Origin of the sequence: Corynebacterium sp. UMB10119B (genome assembly GCF_030228125.1) — a bacterium.
GTDB classification, from domain to species: Bacteria; Actinomycetota; Actinomycetes; order Mycobacteriales; family Mycobacteriaceae; genus Corynebacterium; species Corynebacterium pseudogenitalium.
The window spans coordinates 263,627-286,184 of record NZ_JASPBG010000002.1; the positions used below are offsets into that span (position 1 = coordinate 263,627).

Below are 22,558 nucleotides of genomic sequence, written 5' to 3' on the forward strand. Positions count from 1 at the left end.
GAGGAAGTACATGACCGCAGCGTTTGATGCGCTTCCCGCGCACGTATGGCCACGCAACACCAGACGAGAAGAAGACGGGGTCGTGACTATCGCTGGCGTGCCCCTTCCAGAGATTGCCGAAGAGTACGGTACGCCCGTCATGGTGGTGGATGAGGACGACTTCCGCTCGCGGTGTCGCGATATGGCAAAGGCGTTCGGTGACCCAGCACATGTGCACTACGCGTCGAAGGCGTTCTTGACCACGCACATTGCCCGCTGGGTTGACGAGGAAGGCCTCGCGCTTGATGTTGCGAGCGAAAATGAGCTTCGCATTGCGCTTGCTGCAAACTTTCCGCCAGAGCGGATTACGGTGCACGGGAATAACAAGTCACGCAGCTTTCTGCAGCTGTGCATCGATTCCGGGGTAGCGCACGTCGTCCTTGATTCTCACCAGGAGCTTCGAGAGCTCAATGAGCTTGCCGGGGAAATGGGGACCACCCAAGAGGTCTTTATCCGCGTGAAGCCAGGCGTAGACGCGCACACACACGAATTCATCGCGACGAGCCACGAGGACCAAAAGTTTGGTATTTCCTTGGCGTCTGGCTCTGCCTATCAGGCGGCGTGTGCCGCGATCGATGCGGAGCATCTGCGCCTGACCGGCCTGCACTGCCACGTAGGCTCCCAGGTCTTTGATGCAGAGGGGTTCAAGCTCGCCGCGGAACGTGTGCTTGCGCTATATGCGCAGATTTGGACCGAGCGCGGCGTTGCGCTTGAGTACTTGGACCTTGGCGGCGGATATGGCGTCGCGCAGCTTGAGGAAGAAGCGCCATTGGACGTTGCTGCGGTTGCGAAAGATCTGTTGGCTGCCGTCGACGAGGTTGCCGGTGAACTCGGCATCTCGTCGCCGACCGTGGTTGTCGAGCCTGGCCGTGCGATCGCCGGGCCATCCGCCATTACGCTATACAGCGCGGGCGTGGTCAAAGACGTCGAGATTTCGTACACCAAGACGCGTCGCTACATTTCCGTTGACGGTGGCATGAGCGACAACATTCGTCCAGCGCTTTACGACGCCGTCTACGAGGGCCGGGTGGTCAACAGGTTTACAGGCGGCCAGCCGGTGGCAACTCGTGTGGTGGGTTCCCACTGTGAGTCCGGCGATATTCTCATCGAGGATGCTCAGTGGCCGGACGACATTGTCAGCGGCGACCTGATCGCGATGCCTGCGACAGGAGCGTATTGCTACCCGATGAGCTCGAATTACAACTCATTTGGGCGCCCTGCCGTGGTCGCGGTCCGGGCTGGAAAGATCAAGCCGATGGTGCGGCGAGAAACTGTTGAAGACATTCTCTCGCGTGAATATAAATAAGAATGTATTCTGTGCGAAATAGACAAAGCGGTACACTGCGCCGTAGCTGAACGTACCAGTATCGAAGTAGGAGAGAATCTAGAGATGTCGGTCGAATCTGCAGAGAGCCGTAACGGTAATTACCCAGGTAAGGGAATTGGTCAGCCGGTCGGTGTCGCTATTTTGGGGAAAGGCACTGTGGGCAGTGAGGTGCTTCGCCTCATTCGGGAGTTTTCTGACAATCTTGAGCAGCGTATCGGTGGCCCACTTGAGGTGCGCGGTGTTGCGGTCTCCAACGTGGAAAAGCACAAGGATGCGCCTGAGGTGCAAGGCATTGAGCTGACTGATGACGCTCGCTCGCTGATCACTCGCGATGACGTTGATGTTGTAGTCGAGGTCATCGGCGGCATCGACTACCCGCGTGAACTGGTGTTGTCTGCTCTGAAGGCAGGTAAGTCCGTTGTTACGGCAAACAAGGCGCTGGTTGCAGCGCACGGTTCCGAGCTTGCCGACGCCGCGAATGAAGTAGGCGTCGATCTCTATTATGAGGCAGCGGTTGCTGCGGCGATTCCAGTTGTTGGTATGTTGCGTCGTTCGTTGGCCGGTGACCAGGTTCAGCGCATTTCCGGCATTGTGAACGGTACGACTAACTTCATCTTGGACGCGATGGCTTCGACTGGAGCGACCTACGAGGAAGCACTCGCTGAGGCGACCCGTTTGGGGTACGCAGAGGCTGATCCGACCGCCGACGTTGAGGGGCACGACGCGGCTTCCAAGGCAGCGATCCTTGCCTCGATGGGCTTCCACACACGAGTCACGTTCGACGATGTGTCCTGCGAGGGCATCACGAAGATTACCGCTGAGGATATTGCTGCGGCGAAGCAGTCGAACCAGACGATTAAGCTGCTGGCGATCTGTGAGCGCCTCTACGACGAAAACGGTAAGACCACTGCTGTTAATGCTCGCGTTCACCCGACGCTCATCCCGAACGAGCACCCGCTGGCGAGCGTTGATAAGTCGTACAACGCCATCTTCGTCGAAGCTGAGGCTGCTGGCCGCCTGATGTTCTACGGCAACGGTGCTGGTGGCGCTCCTACCGCGTCTGCAGTGCTGGGCGACCTGGTCGGTGCAGCCCGCAACAAGGTGCACGGCGGCCGTGCACCAGCGGAGAACCCGTACGCGAACTACCCAGTGGTCGGCTTCGACGAGGTGGCGACTCGCTACCACGTGAACATGACTGTCAACGACCGCGTTGGTGTGCTGGCGGAGCTGACCCGAAAGTTTGCGGAGGCAAACGTGTCGCTCTCCGCAGTGCGCCAGGAGGAGTCCGGCGATGAGGCACACCTGATCGTGGTGACGCACAAGGCGCTGGAGAAGGACCTACGTGACATCGTGGAGCGCCTCTCGCAGCACCCGGATGTGCAGCAAATCAACTCGGTGATCCGCCTAGACGCCTAAGCTGAGATACCTACAGACAAGGAGCACATCATGGCGACAGACATTGAAGTAGGCCTAAAGGCGACTGTGACGGTGCCGGGTTCGTCGGCGAACTTAGGACCGGGCTTCGATACGTTGGGGCTCGCTCTCTCCATTTACGACACTGTCGAGGTTGAGGTCATCGAGTCCGGGCTTGAGGTGGAAATCTTCGGCGAAGGCGCCGAGGACCTGCCGCGCGACGGCTCCCACCTCGTAGTCAAAGCGATTCGTTCTGGCCTCAAGGCTGCTGATGTTTCTGTTCCAGGCCTTCGCGTGGTGTGCACGAACAACATCCCGCAGTCTCGTGGGCTTGGTTCGTCGGCCTCTGCGGCTGTCGCAGGCGTTGTGGCGGCAAACACACTGGCTGGTAACCCGCTTTCCACAGAGGAAGTTGTGCAGCTTTCCTCGGCGTTCGAGGGGCATCCTGATAATGCTGCCGCATCTGTGCTCGGCGGGGCGGTTGTCTCCTGGACCGAGATTCCTGTCGATGGTGTATCGCATCCGGTCTACCGGGCTGTCGGGGTCCCCGTGGATCCCTCGATTCGTGCGGTGGCGCTGGTGCCGAACTTCCACGCCTCGACCAACGCGGTGCGGCAGGTGTTGCCGAGCCACGTCACGCACACGGACGCGCGTTTCAACGTGTCGCGTACCGCGGTGATGACGGTTGCCATCCAGTCCCACCCCGAGCTGCTCTGGGAGGGCACCCGCGACCGCCTGCACCAGCCGTACCGTGCCGACGTGCTGCCGGTGACCGCTGAGTGGGTCAACCGCTTGCGCAACCGCGGCTACGCAGCCTTCGTCTCTGGTGCGGGCCCGACCGCCCTGGTTCTGACCACGACGGACGTTGACGAGGAGTTGCTTGACGACGCCCGCGAGGCCGGACTACGCGTCATCGAGCTCGAGGTAGCGGGTCCGGTACGCGGCGAGCTGACCCGCGCTTAATCCGTCCTGGCTGTTACAGGCCTGAAAGGGGGCGGAACTGTTCGACGCCCCCACGCAGGCTCGCTGTGCCGGTCACGCCGCGCGCATCGAGCGCTGCAACAGCTTGCGCTGAGCGCGCCCCTCGGGCGCACACCACAATGGTGCCGGGCTGCGCTTCTGGCGGTGTGTAGCCATCGATAATGGTGCCGAGCGGCACATTGATGGCGCCGTCAAGGTGGAAGTCAGCGAACTCTTCGGGCTCGCGGACGTCGAGAATCGTGGCGCCTTCCGGAATGGTGGTGACTTCCGCCGGTCCTTGTGGAGGTGCGCTCGTACGCACGCGCTCAGTGACCTCTGGGTCTGCGATAAGCTGCATGTACTCCCACATACCTGTGAGTGAGTCGAAGTAGCCAATCTGGCCAATTAGTGGCGAACCGAGTCCGGTGATGAGCTTGATTGTTTCCATTGCCATCGCGGACCCGACAACGCCCACAAGTGGCCCGACCACGCCTGCCTGGGAACAAGAGGGCACGCTGCCTGGTGCTGGTGGAGCGGGGAAGAGGTCTTCGTAGATTGGCCCGTGGCCTGCCCAAAACACCGTGAGCTGTGCTTCAAACCCGAGGATTGACCCCCACACGTGCGGCACGCCCAAGCGCGCGGCCGCGTGCGATGCGATGTGGCGAGTCTGGAAGTTGTCAGTGCCGTCGACGATGATGTCAGCGTCACTGAGCAGCTGCAGTGCGTTATCCCACGTGAGGCGGTCGGATACAGTGCGGACGTTGATATCCGGGTTCAACGCCAATATCTGTGCCTTTGCCGACGCCGTCTTTGCGGTACCGATGGCAGCGGTGGTATGGATGACCTGCCGGTGCAGGTTGGACAGATCCACCCGGTCGTCGTCGATGACAGTGATCGTGCCGACGCCAGCACCGGCTAAGTACAGCAAGGTCGGAGCCCCCAAGCCTCCGGCGCCAAGAACAACGACGTGGGCGTCGAAAAGTTGTTGCTGCTTCCTCTCACCGATGAGTGTGGTTTGCCGTAGGTAGCGCTCATCGAGCGTCATCGATACCAACCCACTGCGTTGCGCCGTCCGCCATGGACTGCTCTTTCCATATTGGGACCTGTGATTTCACTCTGTTGGTGACCTCTTCACAGGCGGCGAATGCCTCGGCGCGGTGCGCACTGGCCACGAGGACCAGGAACGCCATCTCGCCGATCGGCACGGAGCCGACTCGGTGGGCGGCCCAGATTCGCACCGGGTGTTGTTGGGCGATGTCTTCGACAATCGCGCGGAGCTCGTCTTGGGCGCTGGGGTGTGATTCGTACGTCAGCGAACGCACTGCCTGCCCGCCGTCATGGTCGCGGACAACGCCCTCAAAGCGGACGAGCGCACCCATGGAGCGCGTCATTGTAGCCGTGGCCGCATCCGCAGCGAACTGCTCAAGCGGCGTTTCGGTAATGCGTGCGCCGATGACGGTATTGACCTGCTCGGCGACGAACTGTGGGTCCGAAGTAGAGGCTGGTTGTGAACTAGTGCTCATGTGATCCTTCTATGAGTGCAGTGATGTGGTCGAGCAGGGGAGCGAGCACGGCACACCCGTCCTTCACCCCGCCGCGTGAACCTGGCAGTGTCATGACAAACGTGCGACCCGCCACTCCGGCGACAGCACGCGACAGCACTGCCGTCGCGACTTGCTGCTGACCATAGGCCCAGAACGCGTGCACGATACCTGGCAGCTGCCGGTCCAACAGAGGCTCCACAATATCAACCGTTTGGTCATCCGGTGTAATGCCGGTTCCGCCCGAGGTCAGCAGTACTGACGGGGAAGCGGCGAGTGCCTCATGGACTGCATCCGAAAGGTCGGCATCGGCCACGACGGTGGCGTCGGGGGTGTCGAACCCCGCTTCCCGCAGGAACCCGACCGCGATCGGACCTGACTTGTCCTCGTAGACACCAGCGGCTGCTCGCGTAGAAGCCACGATAACCCGTGCAGTACGTTGATTGGTATTCATAGGCACAATCTACAGCGGATAGACCATGACTGGTGTACCCGCGGGAACCGTAGCCGCGGCGGGAATGCGGATCAGACAGGTCGCGGTGGCACCCTGGGTCAGCAGGTGCGAGCTTGTACCGTGGTACGGATGCGCAAGACCCTCTCGAATTTCACCGCGCAGGAACTGATCCTTGCCGACGATTCCAACTACCTCTGTATCTATAGCAACGCGTACGGGAGCTGGCGCGCGACCCAACACTGGTGCGACGTACAGGACGAATGACACGATGGTGGAAATCGGGTTGCCTGGCAGGCTCAACACAGGCACACCGTGAAACGCAGAGATGCCTTGTGGCCCGCCGGGCTGCTGAGCGACATGTCCGTACCAGCCATCCGTAAACACCTGACGGATGACCTCGAACTTGCCGTGGCTGATCCCGCCTGAGGTCACAATCGCATCCGGTTGGTACTCCTCGACCGCTGCTGCGACCTCTCGCTCGAGTGCCTCAGGATCGTCGTTGGTCAGCAGGCGCGCTACAACCTCGATGCCATGGCGCGCGGCTAGCGCCTCAAGCATCGGACCGTTCGAGTCCGGAATTGTCGCGGGGCCTGTGGCCTGGTCGCTCGGGGAGACCTCAGCGCCACCCGTGATCACTAAGATGCGCGCAGTGCGCTCGACCTCAACGGTCTCGATTCCCTGGCTGATCGCGGCGCCAACAAGCGCCGGTGTCACTCCATCACCGCGATGCGCAATGCAAGCCCCGGGCTGGATATCGCTGCCCGCAAGGCGCATGAACTGACCACGCTTGACCTCAGGGATCTTGACAGGTTCACCAGTTGCCCCGAACGTCGGCGGGGTGCAACGCTCAACTGGGACGACTGCTACCGTGCCACGAGGAAGCTTCGCGCCGGTCATGATCGGCGCCACAACGCCCTGCAGGCCTTCTGGATACAGTTCGTCGGGGTCAGCGCCTGCGGCAATCGTCGGGCCGATCGTCGCCGTGTGCGCTTCCACCTGTGTCAACGCGTACCCGTCCATTTGCGAGTTATCGAAGGTCGGTTGCTCGCGCACGGCAACAACATCGGCCGCGAGCACACGCTGCTGCTTGCCAGCTTCAACGACGCTGATGCGCTCCGAAAGCCGAGGGCCGACGGCCTCGCGCACCGCACTCAGGTGCTCCTCAGTAGTTCGTGTCATGGCGCCTACTCTACGCGCCACCACCAGTTCGCTACCATGGACGACATGCAAATTCACTACTTTGCCGCCGCACGCGCGGCCACAGGCGTCGCACAGGAAGAAGTTGGGAACTTTGCCACACTGCAGGAACTGCTTGCCGACGCCGCTTCGCGCCACAACGGCACCACCGACGCAGGCCAAACGCTCGCAGACATCCTGGCGCGCTGCACCTTCCTGATCGACGGAAAACGCGCCCAGCAGACTGACTCGCTCGAGTCCGCTGAGCGCGTTGATGTCTTGCCACCGTTCGCTGGGGGCTAATCCGTCGGCTTTGGGTAGATGGCGATGTCATCCGTTTTGACGTAGCACGTCACAGATGCGCCGGGCTCAATGCCCGCATCGAGTGCCTCCTGACGCTGGACCGGGAGCGCCACAACCGCACCGTGGACGTCGAGCTCCACAGTGAGGCCACCTGAGGTACTGACATCGACTGTGGCCACGGTGGCCTCCAGCGAGTTGTAATCTCCCGGCGCTGCTCCGGCTGGGACGTGCAGCGAGACGTCCTGCGGCGCGAAGACTGCGACGGCATGCTCATGCTGCTCGCACTGCTCTGAGGCGACACCGGTGAGCTCACCGACTGTGGTTGCCACGCGCGCAACGGAACCTTGGTGCGCGGCACCCACCATGTGCGCTGGAATCCAGTTCACGCTAGCGGGCAACCAGTTCACACCAGCGAGCCGTGCAGAAAACTGTGTCGCCGGAACTTTGAGCTCCTCGGCCGTCGGCCGCAGGCTGATGACGTTGCCTCGGTCCATTACCGCGACGTATTCCGCAAGGTTGGCCACGTCCAATGGGTTGTGCGTAATCACGATCGTGGTGCGGTCGTGCGCCGTAGCCCGCAGTACCTGGCGCCAGTGATGCGCAGAGTTCACGTCGATCGCAGCGAGTGGTTCGTCAAGAATTAGCACGCGCGGGCGCGGGGCAAGCGCTCGTACTAGCGACACCTGCGATGCTTGACCGCCAGAGAGAGCACGGACGGGGACGTCGGCAAGGTCGCACAGGCCCGCTGAGGTCAGCAGCTCAAGTGCGCGCTGTTTGCTGCCAGTGACCATCGCGACAGCCTTCAGTGGGGTCGACGTAGGTGGCAGACCGGGGTTCTGGGTAAGCAACACAACTCCGCGTTTGTGCGCCGGGACAAGCTTGCTCGACGACGTGCCCGCATCAACCACGCGGTCGCCGATCAAAGTGCGCAAACCGCCGAGGCGCCCTGCAATCCTGCCGACCAGAGTGGTCTTCCCCGAGCCGTTCAAGCCTATGAGCGCCGTCGTGGCGTTCGCAGGGAACGTTGTTTCACCGATGACGACGGGTACGCCCCCGTCCTCGGGGCTTGTCAGTAGGCGCAGCCGTTCCGTGTCCACCTCGTGGGTGGCGCGAGCGACTTCACGGGAGCGCGTACGCGAGAGGAAGACCGTCGGCAGCGTCGATGCGGCAAGTGTGAGCACCGCCAGTGCGATGAGGATGGCTGATAGCCCATACGCGACGTCTTGATCCACTTCGCGGGCAATATAGATACCCAACGGCATGGTGCGCGTTGTGCCAGGCATAGAGCCGGCGAAGGTCAAAGTGGTGCCGAACTCGCCGAGCGAGCGCGCAAACGCCAGCCCGGCCGCAGAGACGAGTGAGGGCGCGATTGCAGGCAGGATTATCTTGCGAGTAATCGTCGAGGGGCTCAGCCCCACGCCTGCGGCCGAGTATGTAATCTCCGGATCGAGTTGCCGCAGCGCCGCGTCAAGTGTGATGACAACGAACGGCAGCGCAATGAACACATGTGCAGCGACGACACCCGGAAACGCGAACGCGAACTGAATATGCAGCGCGTCCAACAGCGGCGCAGCTAAGCCTCGGCGTCCGAGAAACGCGCTGAGCGCTAAACCACCGACGACCGGCGGCATCGCTAGCGGAAGTAGCACGAGTACTCGCGCAAGGCCTGCACCTCGTCGCAAGTGTTGCATCCATAGCGCAAGCGGTGTGCCCAGCAGGAGTGTGATGACGCACGCCAGGACAGCGGAGCGCAGCGTGACGCGGAGCAACTGCTGTGTCGATGCGGAGGCAAGGATCTCACCGAGCTGGTCCCATGGCACACGTGCACCAAGCGCCAGGATCGGCAGCACAATGGCGGCGAGTGCAAGAAGCGCCAGGCCCCACACCAACATTGGTGTCTGGCGTGGGGCCTGGCGAAGCGTTGATTGCTGCATGAATACGGACTCTACCCGGTGGTTACTGTTGCACAGCAGGGGTGAAGCCGTACTTCTCCCACACCACGGCCATTTCTGGGCTTGCAAGCAGTTCGAAGAGATTCTGCGCGGCAGCCTCGTCGGTGGTGTTGGTGGTTACAGCGGCGACGAGGGAGTTCGGCTTCTCATTAGCGTGAGGGATATTGAGAACCTCAACGCCATCACCAGCTGCAGCAGCGTCGGTGCGGTACACGAAGCCAGCGTCGGCCTCGCCGGAGACAACCTTGCCCAGGGTGTCGGAGACGCTGTGTTCCAGAGATACAGGGTTGATGGTGAGATTGTTCGCCGCGACAAGCTCGTTGGTCACCGAGCCACATGGGACCTGCGCATCACACACAACCAGGTTCACATCCTCTTTTTGGACATCCTCGACGCTCTTGATGCCCGCTGGGTTGCCTTTCGGCACCACGAGCACCATCGAGTTCGTCGCCACGACTTTCGGATCCTTTGCGACGCCCGCCTCGACAGCTTTGTCCATATTCTTCTGGTCAGCTGTGATCAACACGTCACCAGGTGCGCCCTCCTTCAGTTGCTGCACCAGGTCAGAGGAGCCGGCGTTGACGAACTCGAGGTTGTTCTCCGACATTTCCGAAAGGTCCTCGTTGAGTACGCGCGTGGAAGCCGCGCCCATCACGATGAGGTCGCTGGGTGCCTCAGCGGTCGGTGCTTTTGAGGCGGCGCTTTCGGAATCGGTGCCACCGGCGCAGGCGGTCAGACCGGTCGCGGCCAGGGCAGCCACGAACAATGTGGCAAGGCGAGTAGAGCGCATGAGAACTCCTTCGAGTAGTGGTTTGAATATGAATATAAATTATCTTAAAAAAGGGGTAGACACGAAGAATGCCCCCGGAAGAAGAGCTCCGGGGGCAGCACTGGCGAGCGGGTTGAAGCACTAGCGCTTCAATTGACGTCCGTTCGAGCGGATCGGCTCCCACTGGGCCTCAGAGCGGCGGCCCTGGACCTCTTCACCGCGCGAGCGGTAGACCACGTACGGCCTGGTGGAGTAGCCGACCGGGGCCGAGAACGCGTGGACAAGTCGGGTAAACGGCCAGCAGGCGATCAACGTGAAGCCAGCAAGCACGTGGACCTTAAACTGCCACGGAGCCTGCACCATCAGGTCCGGCATCGGGTTGAAAATCAGCAGCTGGCGCAGCCACGGCGAAATCGTTTCGCGGTAATCGTATCCGCCGGGCACACCGAAGACCTGCGTCGAGACAGTCGCGATAAAGCCGGAGCAGATCGCGATTGTCAAGAACACATACATGAACTTGTCGGAGGTGGCCGTCGATAAGAACACCGAACGGTTGACCACACGACGGTAGAGCAAGCCGAGCAACCCCAACACCACGGCGATACCCGCAATCGTGCCAGGAATCGTTGCGATGAGGTGGTAGGCATGGTCGCTGATACCCATGCCTCGGGTCCAAGTCTTCGGAATCGCTAGACCCATGAGGTGGCCAATGACCACGAAGACCATGCCCCAGTGGAACAGTGGCGAGGAGAGCCGCAGCAACTTCGATTCGTAAATCTGTGACGAGTGGGTAGTCCAGCCCATCTGGTCATAGCGCCAGCGCCAGATAATGCCGATGACAAACGCAGCGATGGCCAACCAGGGAAAGGCCACCCACAGGAATTCTTCAATACCAGTCATAGTGAGTTCAGTCCTTTAACTGTGGTTGGGAGAAGCCGTTGGAAACGGCAGGGGAGTAGTTTCAATACCGACCATCTCCGCAGGAGGGCCCTGGCGAATCAGGTTGATGTAGCGATCAATTGTTTCCTCGTCGATGCTGGGCAGCAACATGCACACAGCCGTGAGCAAGTGAGCGTACGGGCTACCCAGTCCGACCAGAGCGTGACGCAGCACCTCGAGGCCGTCTCGGTGCGCGGCAATCATCTCTAACGCGTGCTGTTGGGAGTCGGAGTCAGCGAACGCAAGCGCTTCCAGGACGACGCAAAGGTGGTCCGGCAGCTCCTCCGAGATCTCTTCCATCCCTAGACCTTCCAACTGTTGACGAAACGCCAAAATCGCGGCACCGCGCTGGCGGGTATCACCAACCGAGTAGTAGGAGAGGTGCAGCGCGCAGCGACGCCGCTGGTCGAAGGTCTCGACGTAGTGCTCCTGGAGTGGCAGAAGTCCGAGGCTACGTGCCCTGCCGATGAACTCCGCGATTTCCGCAGCAATAGGGCCTGGAAGCAGCCCGAGCTGTTCCTCGATGGTCTCCAACGTGGAGAAGAACTCCTCTTCTGGGTACCGCAACGTGAGGCTGAGCGCCATCGCTGCGATCTGACGCTGCTGCGTATCGCACGCCACTGGTGCCACTAGTTCCTCGGGTACAACCCCGATTTGGGTTCGGGTGCTCATTACTGCTCACCCTCGCGTCGCGCGATGTTGCCGTCAGCACTCGGTCCTTCCTCAACCGGGTTCGGCGTTGGAGTCGATGCTTCCGGAGCAGCAGGGCGGTAGTTCTCGCTTGCAGTCTTCGGCTCGCGAGTCTTCAACGCGGTGGGGAACATCGCGTCAGGGCGGTCGCCGGTCCACGACATGAGTGACACCTTGCCAGGCTGCGCGTTGTCGGCCTCTTCGTGGCAGGCGCTCGGCGCACCCATGCCCAGGTTGGCCATCAGGTCGCCACTGGCAGGGTCGACGCCGCCAAACGGATCCAGTGAGGCAACACCACGCGGGGTCTCCGGCGAGGTGGTCGGGATGACGTAGCGGTCGTCGTACTTGGCGATCGCCAGCAGGCGATACATCGCTTCCAGGTCTTTGCCAGTCATACCGACTGCGCTTGCAATCGCCTCGTTCGTCGGCTGGCCCAGGTTGATGTCGCGCATGTAGGAACGCATCGCGGCGAGCCTACGCAGCGAAAGCTCGACTGGGACGGTGTCACCCGCAGTGAACAGGCCAGCCTGGTACTCGAGCGGGATACGCATGTTGGAGATCGCGCTGAGCAGTACCTTGTGGTCTTCGCCGTCAGCACCAGTCTTGGTCACCTGATCGACGATCGGCGACAGCGACGGGATGTACCACACCATCGGCAGCGTGCGGAACTCTGGATGTAGCGGCAGCGCCACACCGTACGTGAAAATCAGATCGTAGATCGGGGAGTTCTGCGCCGCCTCGATCCAAGAGTGCGGGATGCCCTCTTCGGTCGCCGCGCGGACGACCTCAGGGTCGCGTGGATCGAGGAAGAGCGACTTCTGTGCCTCAAACAGATCCTTCTCATCGGGTGTCGACGCCGCTTCGGCAACACGGTCCGCGTCGTAGAGCAGCACACCAAGGTAGCGCAGGCGGCCCACGCAGGTTTCCGAGCACACCGTCGGCTGGCCAACCTCAATACGCGGGTAGCACAACGTACATTTTTCGGCCTTGCCTGTCTTGTGGTTGAAGTACACCTTCTTGTAAGGGCAGCCCGAGACGCACATGCGCCAGCCACGGCAGCTGTCCTGGTCGACCAGGACGATGCCGTCCTCCGTGCGCTTGTACATCGCGCCCGACGGGCAGGAAGACACACACGTTGGGTTCAGGCAGTGCTCGCAGATGCGCGGAAGGTAGAACATGAAGGACTCTTCAATTTCCTTCTTGACCTCCAGGTTCATCTTCTCCAGGACGCGGTCCTCGTCCATGGTCGCAGTCGAGCCACCAAGGTTGTCATCCCAGTTCGAAGACCAGGAGATTGTGTCGATTGGCTTGCCGGTGATCTGCGACTTCGGACGCGCAGTCGGCTGCGTCTTCTGCCCAGCCGGGGCGCTAATGAGCTTCTCGTACTCATAGGTCCACGGCTCGTAGTAGTCCTCGATCGTCGGCATGTTCGGGTTGTGGAAAATAGTGGCCAGACGCTTGATACGCCCACCCTGGCGTGGCTTGAGCTTGCCGCTGCCGTCAAGCTTCCAGCCGCCCTTCCACTTGTCCTGGTCCTCCCACGAGCGCGGGTAGCCCACGCCGGGACGGGTTTCAACGTTGTTGAACCAGATGTACTCCGTGCCTTCACGGTTGGTCCATGCCTGCTTACAGGTCACCGAACACGTATGGCATCCGATGCACTTATCCAGGTTCATGACCATGGCAATTTGCGCCATTACTCGCATTAGTACTGCACCTCCTGGGAGCGACGACGGATGCGGGTAACCTCGTCGCGGTTGTTGCCGGTTGGGCCAATGTAGTTGAATCCGTAAGTCAAGTGACCGTAGCCACCAGCCACATGCAGTGGCTTAATGGTGATGCGGGTCAGCGAGTTGTGCGTGCCGCCACGTCGGCCGGAGCGCTCGTTCAGCGGTGTGCCCACTGTGCGTTCCTGCGCGTGGTTCATGATGACCGTCCCCTCCGGAATACGGTGGGTGACCACAGCACGCGCCGAGACAACGCCGTTGCGGTTGTAGAGCTCAACCCACTCATTGTCCTTGACACCGATCTTCTGTGCATCCGTGTCAGACATCCACACAACCTGCCCACCGCGGGAGATGGAGAGGACGTGGAGGTTGTCGAAGTACTGGGAGTGGATCGACCACTTGTTGTGTGGGGTGAGGTAGCGCACCGTGATCTCCGGGTTGCCGTCCTCACCCTTGAGGACCTCGCCTGGGCGAGTCTCGCCGTTGAGACGCATGCGGTCAAGCGGTGGCTTGAACACAGGAAGCTGCTCGCCGTAGTCGATGAACCAGTCGTGGTCGATGAAGTAGTGCATACGACCGGAGAGCGTGTTCCAAGGCTTATCCATCGCCAGGTTCAGGGAGAACGCGGTGTAGCGGCGTCCATCACGCTTGTCGCCGGACCACTCAGGAGAGGTAATGACTTCTTGCGGGCGTTCCTTGACCTTGTCCCAGACGATCTGGGCGTCCTCGGTGCCTTCCCAGAACTCGCTTGTGTCCGAGCCGAGCATCTTGCCCAGATTCTCGAAGCCGTTGCGCGCAACCTCACCGTTGGACACACCCGAAAGGTGAAGGATCGCCTGTGCTGCCTTCACGGCGGAGTTCAGTGCAGGCCGGTCACCCGCAGAGGCAGTTTCAGCGACGCCGTTCATGCCGAAGAGCTCACCAACCTGCTTTTCGACGTTAAACGGCGTGCCGTGTACATTCGTGCCAGCCTTCTCGGTCAGTGGGCCGAAAGACATCCACTTCTCGAAGATCTTGGTGTAATCACGCTCAACTGGAACCAACTTTGCCATCGTTTGGCCCGGAACCATGCCGACTTCCTTGACATCGGGCACCACGCCGTTTGCCATGTTCGGGTTGATCTCATCCGGAGCGTCGTGAGAGATAGGCGCAGTGACGACGTCCGTCTGCACTCCCAGCCACTTGCCGGCCATGCGGGAAACAGCGTCGGACATATCGCGGAAGATCTCCCAGTCGCTTCGAGCCTCCCACGGCGGGTTGATCGCAGCGTTAAAGGTGTGGATGAACGGGTGCATGTCCGTCGTGGACAAGTCGTTCTTCTCGTACCAGGTAGCCGCAGGGAAGACGATGTCTGACACCAGGGTGGTTGAGGTGTTACGGAAGTCCGTAGTCATCATCAGATCGAGCTTGCCCATCGGTGCCTCTTCGCGCCAGCGAATCGACTTCGGGCGCTCACCCTCGGCCAGCTCCTCCGCGGAGACATCCGAATCAACGCCCAACATGTGGCGCAGGAAGTACTCGGTGCCCTTCGCCGACGATCCCATCAGGTTCGTGCGCCAGTTCAGCAGGATGCGAGGCCAGTTCTCCGGAGCATCCGGATCCTCCGCAGCGAACTCCATCTGGCCCGACTCCAACTGGTCGACGACGTAGTCCTTCACGTCCATGCCCGCTTCCTTCGCCTGCTCAGCAAGCAGCAGTGGGTTGCGGTTGAACTGCGGGTACGACGGCATCCAACCACGTTTCATGGCCTCGACCAGTGTCTCCGACAGGTACTTATCTTCCGACGCGCCCTTACGTGCCAGCGGCGAGGCCATCCTTGAGGCCTTCGAGTTGTCGTAACGCCACTGGGACGTAGTCAGGTAGTAGAAACCGGTGGTGATCATGTGCCGTGGTGGACGGTTCCAGTCATTCGCGAACGCGTACTGGCTCCAACCCGACTGAGGACGCAGCTTCTCCTGGCCCACGTAGTGCGCCCAACCGCCGCCGTTGACACCCTGGGTGCCACACATGGAAGTCAGCGCAAGGAAAGTGCGGTAGATAGAGTCCGCGTGGACGTAGTGGTTCACGCCCGCGCCCATGATGATTTGGGAACGGCCCTTCGAGTCCAACGCGTTTTGTGCAAACTCGGTGGCGATTCGTTCGATCTGCGCAACAGGAACATTGGACAGCTCTTCTGCCCATGCGGGCGTGCCGACCTCGGAGGCGTCGTTAAAGTCGGCCGGCCAGGAGCCTGGCAGCTGCAGCGACGGACGGTTCACGCCGTAGTGTGCCAGCATGATGTCGTACACGGTGGTAACGGTGCGGCCTCCGACCTCGCGGACTGGGACACCGCGGCGGTAGACACCAGCGCCGATCGGGCCGTCCGAGTCCAAAGCCTCGCGAGAAGCGTCCATATCGAAGCGTGGGAAGCACACTTCGGCGGTGCCGTAGGAGTCGGTGTCCGCCATCGACATCACAGGGTTGGCGTTGTCATGGCGGAGATTCCACTTACCGGGATCGGTCTTGTAGTGGTCTGCGATGGTACCGCCAGGGTCGACAACGGTGCCGTCGGCTTCAATGTTGAGCAGGCGGTACTGGGCGTTATCGCTATTGGCCAGGGTGGCGTCCTCAAGCTTGTCTGCAGTAAGGAACTTTCCGGGAGCGAACGTGCCGTCCTCGAGCTGATCGAGCTCCACCAGGAACGGTGCATCCGTGTACTTGAGCATGTAGTCCATGAAGTACTGCGGTTGCTGAGCAACGTGGAACTTGCTCAAAATGACGTGGCCCATTGCGAAGGCGAGTGCGCCGTCGGTACCGGGCGACATACGCATCCACTCGTCGGCGAACTTCGCGGCATCGTTGTAGTCCGGGGAGACCACGACGATCTTGGTGCCCTTGTAGCGCACTTCGGTCATGAAGTGGGAGTCCGGGGTGCGGGTCACCGGGATGTTCGAGCCCCACATCATCAGGTAAGAAGAGTTGAACCAGTCACCGGACTCTGGCACGTCAGTCTGATCGCCGAATGTCTGCGGGGAGGCAGGGGGAAGGTCTGCATACCAGTCGTAGAAGGACAGCATCGCGCCGCCAATCAGCCCCAAGAAACGGGTACCAGCAGAGTACGAGACCTGGCTCATCGCAGGAATCACTGTGAAACCTGCAATGCGGTCCGGGCCCCACTGCTTGATGGTGTAGACGTGTGCTGCAGCGGCGATCTCGACGGCTTCTTCGTAAGCAACGCGCACCAGGCCACCCTTGCCGCGGGCACCGACGTAGGCGCGACGCTTGACTGGGTCTTCCTGGATCGCACGCCAGGCGAGTACCGGGTCGCCGTCGTGCTGCTTCTTTTCGTGGCGGTACATCTCCAGCAATGCGCTGCGCACGTACGGGTAGCGGATGCGCGTAGGCGAGTAGGTGTACCAGGAAAAGGATGCGCCACGTGGGCACCCTCGAGGTTCGTACTCTGGGAAGTCAGGGCCAGTGGTGGGGTAGTCAACGGCCTGGGATTCCCAGGTGATGACGCCATCTTTGACGTAGACCTTCCAGGAACAGGAACCGGTGCAGTTCACACCGTGTGTGGAGCGCACCATCTTGTCGAAGGACCAACGGTTGCGGTAGAACACGTCGGCTTGGCGGCCACCTTCGAGGAAAATTTGCTGGCCGGAAGGCGTGACGTCGCCTTTGCGAACGAACCCACCAAGTTTAAACAGCGGGTTGGACTGTGTCGCATCAGTCATGGTTCACAATCTCCTTGAATGAAAGTGAGAAAACGGGGTCGTGAATGAAATGGCTGTTAGCCAGGGAACGGTGCGTTCGGGCGGGCGTAGTAGATCCATGCGAGTGCCGTAGCGAAGGTGAAGAAAACTACGCAGCCCCAGAAGAACGTGGGCGCACTCATCAGCGTGAGCAGCACACCAACGATGAACGGCCCGAATGCTCCGATCGCGCCGGTAAACCCGATAACACCGCCTGCCTGGCGCTTCGGCAGAATCATTGGCATCTGCTTGAAAGTGCCAGCGTTGCCGATGCCAGCGAAGACAGACATGGCCAGCATGGTGTAGAAGAACGGTGCCGCGGCGTCACCACCACGGGCAAGGAAAATTGCGGCAATTGCAGTGGTGACCGTCATGCCAACACCAGCAACGAACGTCCAGATTGCACCGCCGTACTTGTCGCACAGTGGGCCCCACAGAGCGCGAACCAGGGCCCCGAGCAGGGCGTACATGAATGCCCAACCGAGCAGCTTCGTCGCGTTGTCGCCGAAGGAGTTCTTCATCAACAGTGCGAGCTGAGCGCCGAATCCGGCGATGGCGCCGAACGTCATCACGTAAATGATGGTGAGGATCCAAGTGTTCTTGTTTCCGAAAATATCGATCTGCTGGCGGAAGTTTGCCTTCACCGGAACGTCCTTCAGCATCAGCCAGGACACGATGACCATGATGATGACCCAAGGGACGAAGAAGGCCGGAACGTTATGCACGTTGATCGCGGTACCTGAACCATCCGAAGCCTCGATCGTGCCGATCATCGTGGTGCCGATGAGCCAAGGTGCCAGCAACAGCACGAACGACATGCCGAGGTTGCCCAGGCCTGCCTGGAGGCCGAGCGCCGTACCGGACTTTGCCTTCGGGAAGAAGTACCCCGTCGACGGCATAAAGCCTGAGAAGATACCGCTGCCGATACCTGTCATAAAGGACAGGATCATGAGCGTCGCGAATGAAGTCTCAGGACTCTGGACCGCAAAATACCAGCCGACCAGTGGGATGAGGAAGAGTGCTGTCGAAAGCGTAATGAGCTTTCGGGTACCAAGAACTGGTGGCAAGAACATCCAAATCAGGCGGAAGATACCAGCCGCCAGTCCTGGGACTGCAGTAAGCCAGTAAAGCTGTGCAGCAGTGAGGTCGAACCCGATCTCATTGAGGCGCGGCGCGACCGCCGCAACGATGTACCAGGTGACGAACCCGAAGAACATCGAAATTGTGGTGATCCAAAGTGTGCGCCATGCGATTCCGGCGTCCCACTTTTCTGGATCTTCAGTGTCCCAACCGGTGAGTACCCGTTGGGAGGTGTCGAGCTTGGACATGGGGTGAAATCCTCTTCAAAAAATGCGATAAAGGTCTATGTGCTCCGGGTAAATAAAAGTATTCGAAAAACCCGCAACTACGTTTAAGGATAGTGGCGTTGAACTGATACTATCAACTTATCCACGACAAAAGCCGTGTATAATTACGCAACATGTGTGTGTCGTAATTCGGTGATTTGTACAGATGCTGGTGTTTGTGCAGGGAAGGAACACTTCATGGAAAAAACAACGGACCCTACAGCGGTAGTTATCGTCGTTTCTGACCGGGTTTTTGGGGGTGAGCGAAAAGACAAAGCGTCCCCCGAAGCTAGTCGGTTGCTCACTGAAGCTGGATTTCAGGTCGCACAACCCGTGATTATTCCAGAAGGCGACGAAGCGCTCCGCAATGCAATGGCACAAGCGGTGGAAGGCGGGAACTCGCTCATCCTCACCTGTGGTGGTACCGGACTGGGGCCCCGAAACCTCACCCCTGAAGTAAGCGAAGAGTTCATCTCCACACGGCTCCACGGCATCGAAACCCAAGTACTGATCGACGGGCTGGAGCATTCACCGCGCGCCGGACTTTGCCGAGGCCTCATTGGTCTCACTTCCCGGGAGCCTGGTGCAAGCCTCATCGTCAACGCCCCGAGTTCGCACGGTGGCGTGCGAGACACCCTCGGTGTCATCCTTGCGCTGTGGCCGAGTCTGACAGAGTGGGTTCGCTAACCAGACGCTACTCGGTAGCGGGAAACTCGACGTCCCCAAGCTCGTCGAGTTCCAACCGCGTATCGTAGTCGCGCTCAGCGCCAGTGCCCTGGACTCGTACTATGTGCTCAACCGCGTCGAAGAGGCGCTTCGCGGGAATGTCGCGTGAGCCCGCAGCGTCGAGTGCAGCTACTAAGGAGGCCCGGTTCCACACCGCACATAACGGTTGCAGATACCCATCCGCAGCTTCAACGACCGCAACGTCCGCACCGTCGCGAGCGGCTCGAGAGAGTACCGGGATCAGTTCAGGGGATCGTGGTGCGTCGACGGAGACGATAGCGACGAAGGGGGCGTCGATACGCGAGAGCCCTGCAGCAATCCCTGCGACGGGACCCCCGAACGGCGGATCCTCACTCACCGTAGGCATTCCCAGCGGTTTCGGACTGACGACGATGCGCGGCACATCATCAGGAATGCGGGCGCACACCGCATCAACGAGGCGGGTGCCATTCACTTTCACCTGGGCTTTATCGGCGCCCATTCGTGTCGAGCGTCCCCCAGCGAGAACAATGATGCCGACATCCTTCCACTCGTGTTGCACGTCTCGCACACCTCGCATGCTATGCCTCGGGAAGCTCGCGCGACCAGTCGCCAGAGCGGCCACCAGACTTGGCCACGATTCCCATCCGGCGCACAAATGCCGAGCGGTCGACACCCTTGACCATGTCCACGATGGCAAGTGCCGCAACGCTGACAGCGGTCAGCGCCTCCATCTCGACACCGGTGCGGTCCGCCGTGCGAACGGTGGCCTCGATGAAAACGTGGTCTTCGCGTAACTCCACGTCTACCGCGCAACCGTGTACGCCAATCGTGTGGGCGAGTGGCAGCAAGTCCGGCACGCGCTTCGCAGCCGAAATGCCTGCGACGCGTGCAACGGCTAACACGTCGCCTTTCGGTACGGTGCCTTCACGCAGTGCCTTCATCACCTCAGGCGAGCAAGCGACTTCACCTTGCGCGGTTGCATTCCGAACGGTTGGCTGCTTCTCCGTAACGTCAACCATGTAGGCCTGGCCAGCAGCATTGAGATGGGTAAATTTCATGTTGAGTCTTTCTTTCTTTAAAACAGCATCACTGGGATGCGGGTGGGGGCGTCGGTTCCAGGGGCAAGGACCGCGATTCCGTCCACTGCAGGTAGGGAAGCCACGAATCCGGAGCCGCCATGTCCGCCGGCAAAGGCTTCAGCGCGGACAGCACCGTGTTCGGTGTGCAGGCGCACAGGTACGAATACATGACGATCAGCACGCGGGGCGGGGAAGTGCGTATCGACGTCCGCTTCCACCATTGTTCGCTCGTCCATGCTGCAACGCGTGCGGTTTCCTGCACTCGCGCGCAGTAACGGGATCGCGTACAGCGCGCACGAGACGAACGCCGCAACTGGATTTCCGGGCAGGCAAATAAATGCAGCTTCAGACCAACGTCCAACGCCCTGCGGACTTCCCGGGCGCTGGGCGACATGGCCGAACCACATATCTGGTGAGGAGGCTGTGACAGTGCGGACTACGTCGTACGCTCCAGCGCTGACTCCGCCGGTAGTGACCACGATGTCTGCCTGCTGCGCGGCCTGCTGGAGTAAGACCTCGGTCGATTGCGTATCGTCATCAGCGTGCACCGTGAATACCTTGGCGTAGCCGCTTTCGCGCAGAAGCGTCGCCACCATTGGCAGGTTTGAATCGGGAATTTGCGCGCCGCGAATGTCGCCGGGCCAGGCGACGAGCTCGTCGCCAGTAGAGACGACTGCGACGGTCGGGCGTTCGAAAACGTCCACAGCGCGGACACCAGTGGCGACAAGTGCGGCGAGTGTGCCAGCATCAATCCGTGTTCCCTCTCGCGCAACGACTTCACCGACGCCGACATTCTCACCAGCATGTCGGATGTGGGAACGGCCAAGGTCAACAGAAGTAATCTGGACCTCGTCAGGGAGAGGATAAGGACCTCGAGGGATATTCGTCTGCTCGACGGGGACGACATGAAGACCGTCCTGTTGCGGCATCGGTGCGCCAGTCATGATTCGGACTGCGTGGCCAGCTGGACAATCGATTGCGTCATGTCCGGCCGGGATCTCACCAGCTACAGGCAGTACCCACGGCCCGTCACCGAATAGATCCGACTCGTGGGCTACGAAGCCGTCGACCGCGGAGTTTGAAAAAGGTGGCACTGGGAACCGTGCCACGACGTCGGCTGCGAGTACCTGGCCTACGCAGTCACCTAATGGGACATCGCGCTTAACGCGGGGCCGCGCCGCAGCCAGGACACGGGCCAAATGTTCGTTGACAGAAGGAAGAGTGTTCATTAGTTGCTAACCACCGATTTCGCTCATGAGGCGCTCCGGCTGCAGGAAGCCCTCGTCATCAATGCCGTGTCCGGGCTTCTTCAGCCACATGGCTTTCGACCAGAGGTTCGCGAGCTCCGCGTCGGAGGCGCCCCCACGCATGACGTCGCGGAGCGAGACCTCGTCGGCCGCTTTCGAGAACAGGCAGGACCGGATGGAGCCGTCAGTCGTGAGGCGGGTTCGGTCGCAGGCGCCACAGAAAGGGTGTGTCACAGACGCGATAATCCCAAGCTTGCCGCTGCGAGTACCGTCTGTGACATCCCATAGGGCAGCGGGTGCAGAACCCCGTGGCTCGACGGCAGGTGTAAGCGTGAAATCGTGGCGGAGACGCTCAACCAAGTCATGCGCCGTCACCATGTCGGTGCGCTTCCACTGCTCGCGTGGGCCCAGCGGCATTTGTTCGATAAAGCGCAGCTGCAGCCCGCGTTCCAGCGCAAAGCGCACGAGGTCTGTGACACCGTCTTCGTTGATGCCCGGCATCACTACCGCGTTGACCTTCACCGGTTGAAGGCCTGCTTCCACTGCGGCGTCGATGCCCGCAAACACGTCGTCGATGCGGTCTCTGCGGGTGAGCTGTGCGTAGAGCTCCCGATCCGTGGTATCGAGCGACACATTCACTCTGTCGAGGCCGGCGTCGGCAAGCCCCTGCGCCCGGCGCGCAAGGCCCAGGGCATTCGTGGTGACCGCAGTTGAGGGTGCGACGCCCTCGTCGGTGCGCATGGTCTTCGTCTCACTGATGATGCGTTCCAACGAGCGCCGCAGGAGTGGCTCGCCCCCTGTGAAACGCACCTGGCGGATGCCGAGGTGCTCCACAGCCAGGCGGATCAGCCGGATCGTCTCCTCGTCGGTGAGTGCCTCTTCAGTTGGCATCCATTCAAGGCCCTCTGCAGGCATGCAGTACGTGCAGCGCAGGTTGCAGCGGTCGGTAAGGCTGACCCGGAGGTCTCGTGCCGTACGCCCAAAACGATCGTCGAGCGTGCGCGGGGCGGGCTGCTCACCTGGGTCCAAGCTGGCGTTTGGTGCGAGTGGACCGTCGGAAGCTGCGCGGGACGCTAACGGCGATGCAAGAGGAAGGTGAATGGGCATAGTGCTGTCAATAATAAGTACGAAATACGCCAGGTCAAGAATTAGCAGTG

19 protein-coding genes and 1 pseudogene are annotated in these 22,558 nt (G+C 60.8%); 5 read left to right on the top strand and 15 right to left on the bottom strand.

Translation table 11 applies throughout. The features are described 5' to 3' along the window. The first annotated feature begins 10 nt into the window (after window positions 1-10). The 3 genes from lysA to thrB all read left to right on the top strand — a co-directional run bounded on the left by lysA (window position 11) and on the right by thrB (window position 3,742). Window positions 11-1,345 (top strand): diaminopimelate decarboxylase, encoded by a 1,335-nt coding sequence (lysA, locus tag QP802_RS03555; RefSeq protein WP_284817615.1) that lies wholly within the window; start codon window positions 11-13, stop codon window positions 1,343-1,345. Window positions 1,346-1,429: 84 nt separating this feature from the next. After that, entirely contained in the window at window positions 1,430-2,782 is a 1,353-nt protein-coding gene (locus QP802_RS03560) for a homoserine dehydrogenase (protein ID WP_070362639.1), read from the top strand. A 30-nt stretch (window positions 2,783-2,812) separates the two neighbouring features. Then, window positions 2,813-3,742, top strand: coding sequence for a homoserine kinase (thrB, locus tag QP802_RS03565; protein WP_070362638.1), 930 nt, complete (start codon window positions 2,813-2,815; stop codon window positions 3,740-3,742). Between the two features lie 13 nt (window positions 3,743-3,755). Here the strand turns inward: thrB and QP802_RS03570 are convergent, their stop codons facing one another. From QP802_RS03570 to QP802_RS03585, 4 genes are read right to left on the bottom strand one after another with little or no spacing between them, the layout of a single operon-like run. After that, the gene (locus QP802_RS03570; protein WP_284817616.1) at window positions 3,756-4,784 is read right to left on the bottom strand and encodes a ThiF family adenylyltransferase; all 1,029 of its coding nucleotides are present in this window, start codon (window positions 4,782-4,784) and stop codon (window positions 3,756-3,758) included. Next, entirely contained in the window at window positions 4,771-5,262 is a 492-nt protein-coding gene (locus QP802_RS03575) for a molybdenum cofactor biosynthesis protein MoaE (protein WP_070362636.1), read from the bottom strand. The genes QP802_RS03570 and QP802_RS03575 overlap by 14 nt, the downstream gene beginning before the upstream one ends. Then, complete coding sequence (locus QP802_RS03580) at window positions 5,252-5,734, bottom strand: MogA/MoaB family molybdenum cofactor biosynthesis protein (RefSeq protein WP_070976320.1); 483 nt, start codon at window positions 5,732-5,734, stop codon at window positions 5,252-5,254. Before QP802_RS03580 ends, QP802_RS03575 begins: the two co-directional genes overlap by 11 nt. A 9-nt stretch (window positions 5,735-5,743) precedes the next feature. Then, complete coding sequence (locus tag QP802_RS03585; protein ID WP_284817617.1) at window positions 5,744-6,913, bottom strand: molybdopterin molybdotransferase MoeA; 1,170 nt, start codon at window positions 6,911-6,913, stop codon at window positions 5,744-5,746. 45 nt (window positions 6,914-6,958) lie between these two features. Here QP802_RS03585 and QP802_RS03590 point away from each other — a divergent pair, with 45 nt between their 5' ends. Then, window positions 6,959-7,213, top strand: a complete 255-nt coding sequence (locus tag QP802_RS03590; protein ID WP_070363540.1) for a MoaD/ThiS family protein — start codon at window positions 6,959-6,961, stop codon at window positions 7,211-7,213. On the opposite strand, the gene QP802_RS03595 is transcribed toward QP802_RS03590, so the two are convergent. From QP802_RS03595 to QP802_RS03625, 7 genes and pseudogenes are all read right to left on the bottom strand, one after another. Next, window positions 7,210-9,147 (bottom strand): ATP-binding cassette domain-containing protein, encoded by a 1,938-nt coding sequence (locus QP802_RS03595; protein WP_284817618.1) that lies wholly within the window; start codon window positions 9,145-9,147, stop codon window positions 7,210-7,212. The two genes, QP802_RS03590 and QP802_RS03595, sit on opposite strands and share 4 nt — an antisense overlap. Before the next feature lie 22 nt (window positions 9,148-9,169). Continuing rightward, window positions 9,170-9,955 (bottom strand): molybdate ABC transporter substrate-binding protein, encoded by a 786-nt coding sequence (gene modA, locus QP802_RS03600; RefSeq protein ID WP_284817619.1) that lies wholly within the window; start codon window positions 9,953-9,955, stop codon window positions 9,170-9,172. A 120-nt stretch (window positions 9,956-10,075) separates the two neighbouring features. Next, window positions 10,076-10,834, bottom strand: a complete 759-nt coding sequence (gene narI / locus QP802_RS03605) for a respiratory nitrate reductase subunit gamma (RefSeq protein ID WP_070362631.1) — start codon at window positions 10,832-10,834, stop codon at window positions 10,076-10,078. A gap of 15 nt (window positions 10,835-10,849) precedes the next feature. After that, window positions 10,850-11,545: a nitrate reductase molybdenum cofactor assembly chaperone gene (gene narJ, locus QP802_RS03610; RefSeq protein ID WP_256007784.1), complete on the bottom strand. Its 696-nt coding sequence runs from the start codon at window positions 11,543-11,545 to the stop codon at window positions 10,850-10,852. A 143-nt stretch (window positions 11,546-11,688) separates the two neighbouring features. Beyond that, window positions 11,689-13,269 (bottom strand): annotated as a pseudogene (gene narH, locus QP802_RS03615) (nitrate reductase subunit beta); the annotation flags it as partial. Next, entirely contained in the window at window positions 13,269-17,003 is a 3,735-nt protein-coding gene (locus tag QP802_RS03620; RefSeq protein WP_284817621.1) for a nitrate reductase subunit alpha, read from the bottom strand. The pseudogene narH and the gene QP802_RS03620, both read right to left, overlap by 1 nt. 56 nt (window positions 17,004-17,059) lie before the next feature. Beyond that, window positions 17,060-18,349 (bottom strand): MFS transporter, encoded by a 1,290-nt coding sequence (locus QP802_RS03625; RefSeq protein ID WP_070976330.1) that lies wholly within the window; start codon window positions 18,347-18,349, stop codon window positions 17,060-17,062. Between the two features lie 216 nt (window positions 18,350-18,565). Between QP802_RS03625 and QP802_RS03630 the strand changes: the two genes are divergently transcribed. Continuing rightward, window positions 18,566-19,054 (top strand): molybdopterin-binding protein, encoded by a 489-nt coding sequence (locus tag QP802_RS03630; protein ID WP_284817622.1) that lies wholly within the window; start codon window positions 18,566-18,568, stop codon window positions 19,052-19,054. Window positions 19,055-19,061: 7 nt separating this feature from the next. Here QP802_RS03630 and mobA read toward each other — a convergent pair whose 3' ends face one another. From mobA to moaA, 4 genes are read right to left on the bottom strand one after another with little or no spacing between them, the layout of a single operon-like run. Then, window positions 19,062-19,643: a molybdenum cofactor guanylyltransferase gene (gene mobA / locus QP802_RS03635; RefSeq protein WP_284817623.1), complete on the bottom strand. Its 582-nt coding sequence runs from the start codon at window positions 19,641-19,643 to the stop codon at window positions 19,062-19,064. Window positions 19,644-19,653: 10 nt separating this feature from the next. Further along, window positions 19,654-20,133, bottom strand: a complete 480-nt coding sequence (gene moaC, locus QP802_RS03640; RefSeq protein WP_070976335.1) for a cyclic pyranopterin monophosphate synthase MoaC — start codon at window positions 20,131-20,133, stop codon at window positions 19,654-19,656. A gap of 17 nt (window positions 20,134-20,150) precedes the next feature. Beyond that, window positions 20,151-21,383 carry a molybdopterin molybdotransferase MoeA gene (locus QP802_RS03645; protein ID WP_284817624.1) on the bottom strand — a complete coding sequence of 411 codons (1,233 nt, stop codon included), beginning with the start codon at window positions 21,381-21,383 and terminating at the stop codon, window positions 20,151-20,153. Window positions 21,384-21,389: 6 nt separating this feature from the next. Further along, the gene (gene moaA, locus QP802_RS03650) at window positions 21,390-22,508 is read right to left on the bottom strand and encodes a GTP 3',8-cyclase MoaA (protein WP_284817625.1); all 1,119 of its coding nucleotides are present in this window, start codon (window positions 22,506-22,508) and stop codon (window positions 21,390-21,392) included. Window positions 22,509-22,558 lie beyond the last annotated feature (50 nt).

Excerpts from the sequence above, each read along its gene's own strand:
- QP802_RS03645 (WP_284817624.1), bottom strand. The coding sequence starts at position 21,383 with ATGAACACTCTTCCTTCTGTCAACGAACATTTGGCCCGTGTCCTGGCT.
- thrB (WP_070362638.1), top strand. The coding sequence starts at position 2,813 with ATGGCGACAGACATTGAAGTAGGCCTAAAGGCGACTGTGACGGTGCCG.
- moaC (WP_070976335.1), bottom strand. The coding sequence starts at position 20,133 with ATGAAATTTACCCATCTCAATGCTGCTGGCCAGGCCTACATGGTTGAC.
- lysA (WP_284817615.1), top strand. The coding sequence starts at position 11 with ATGACCGCAGCGTTTGATGCGCTTCCCGCGCACGTATGGCCACGCAAC.
- modA (WP_284817619.1), bottom strand. The coding sequence starts at position 9,955 with ATGCGCTCTACTCGCCTTGCCACATTGTTCGTGGCTGCCCTGGCCGCG.
- QP802_RS03580 (WP_070976320.1), bottom strand. The coding sequence starts at position 5,734 with ATGAATACCAATCAACGTACTGCACGGGTTATCGTGGCTTCTACGCGA.
- QP802_RS03630 (WP_284817622.1), top strand. The coding sequence starts at position 18,566 with ATGGAAAAAACAACGGACCCTACAGCGGTAGTTATCGTCGTTTCTGAC.
- QP802_RS03585 (WP_284817617.1), bottom strand. The coding sequence starts at position 6,913 with ATGACACGAACTACTGAGGAGCACCTGAGTGCGGTGCGCGAGGCCGTC.
- QP802_RS03595 (WP_284817618.1), bottom strand. The coding sequence starts at position 9,147 with ATGCAGCAATCAACGCTTCGCCAGGCCCCACGCCAGACACCAATGTTG.
- QP802_RS03620 (WP_284817621.1), bottom strand. The coding sequence starts at position 17,003 with ATGACTGATGCGACACAGTCCAACCCGCTGTTTAAACTTGGTGGGTTC.
- narI (WP_070362631.1), bottom strand. The coding sequence starts at position 10,834 with ATGACTGGTATTGAAGAATTCCTGTGGGTGGCCTTTCCCTGGTTGGCC.
- moaA (WP_284817625.1), bottom strand. The coding sequence starts at position 22,508 with ATGCCCATTCACCTTCCTCTTGCATCGCCGTTAGCGTCCCGCGCAGCT.
- QP802_RS03570 (WP_284817616.1), bottom strand. The coding sequence starts at position 4,784 with ATGACGCTCGATGAGCGCTACCTACGGCAAACCACACTCATCGGTGAG.
- QP802_RS03560 (WP_070362639.1), top strand. The coding sequence starts at position 1,430 with ATGTCGGTCGAATCTGCAGAGAGCCGTAACGGTAATTACCCAGGTAAG.
- narJ (WP_256007784.1), bottom strand. The coding sequence starts at position 11,545 with ATGAGCACCCGAACCCAAATCGGGGTTGTACCCGAGGAACTAGTGGCA.
- QP802_RS03590 (WP_070363540.1), top strand. The coding sequence starts at position 6,959 with ATGCAAATTCACTACTTTGCCGCCGCACGCGCGGCCACAGGCGTCGCA.
- QP802_RS03625 (WP_070976330.1), bottom strand. The coding sequence starts at position 18,349 with ATGTCCAAGCTCGACACCTCCCAACGGGTACTCACCGGTTGGGACACT.
- QP802_RS03575 (WP_070362636.1), bottom strand. The coding sequence starts at position 5,262 with ATGAGCACTAGTTCACAACCAGCCTCTACTTCGGACCCACAGTTCGTC.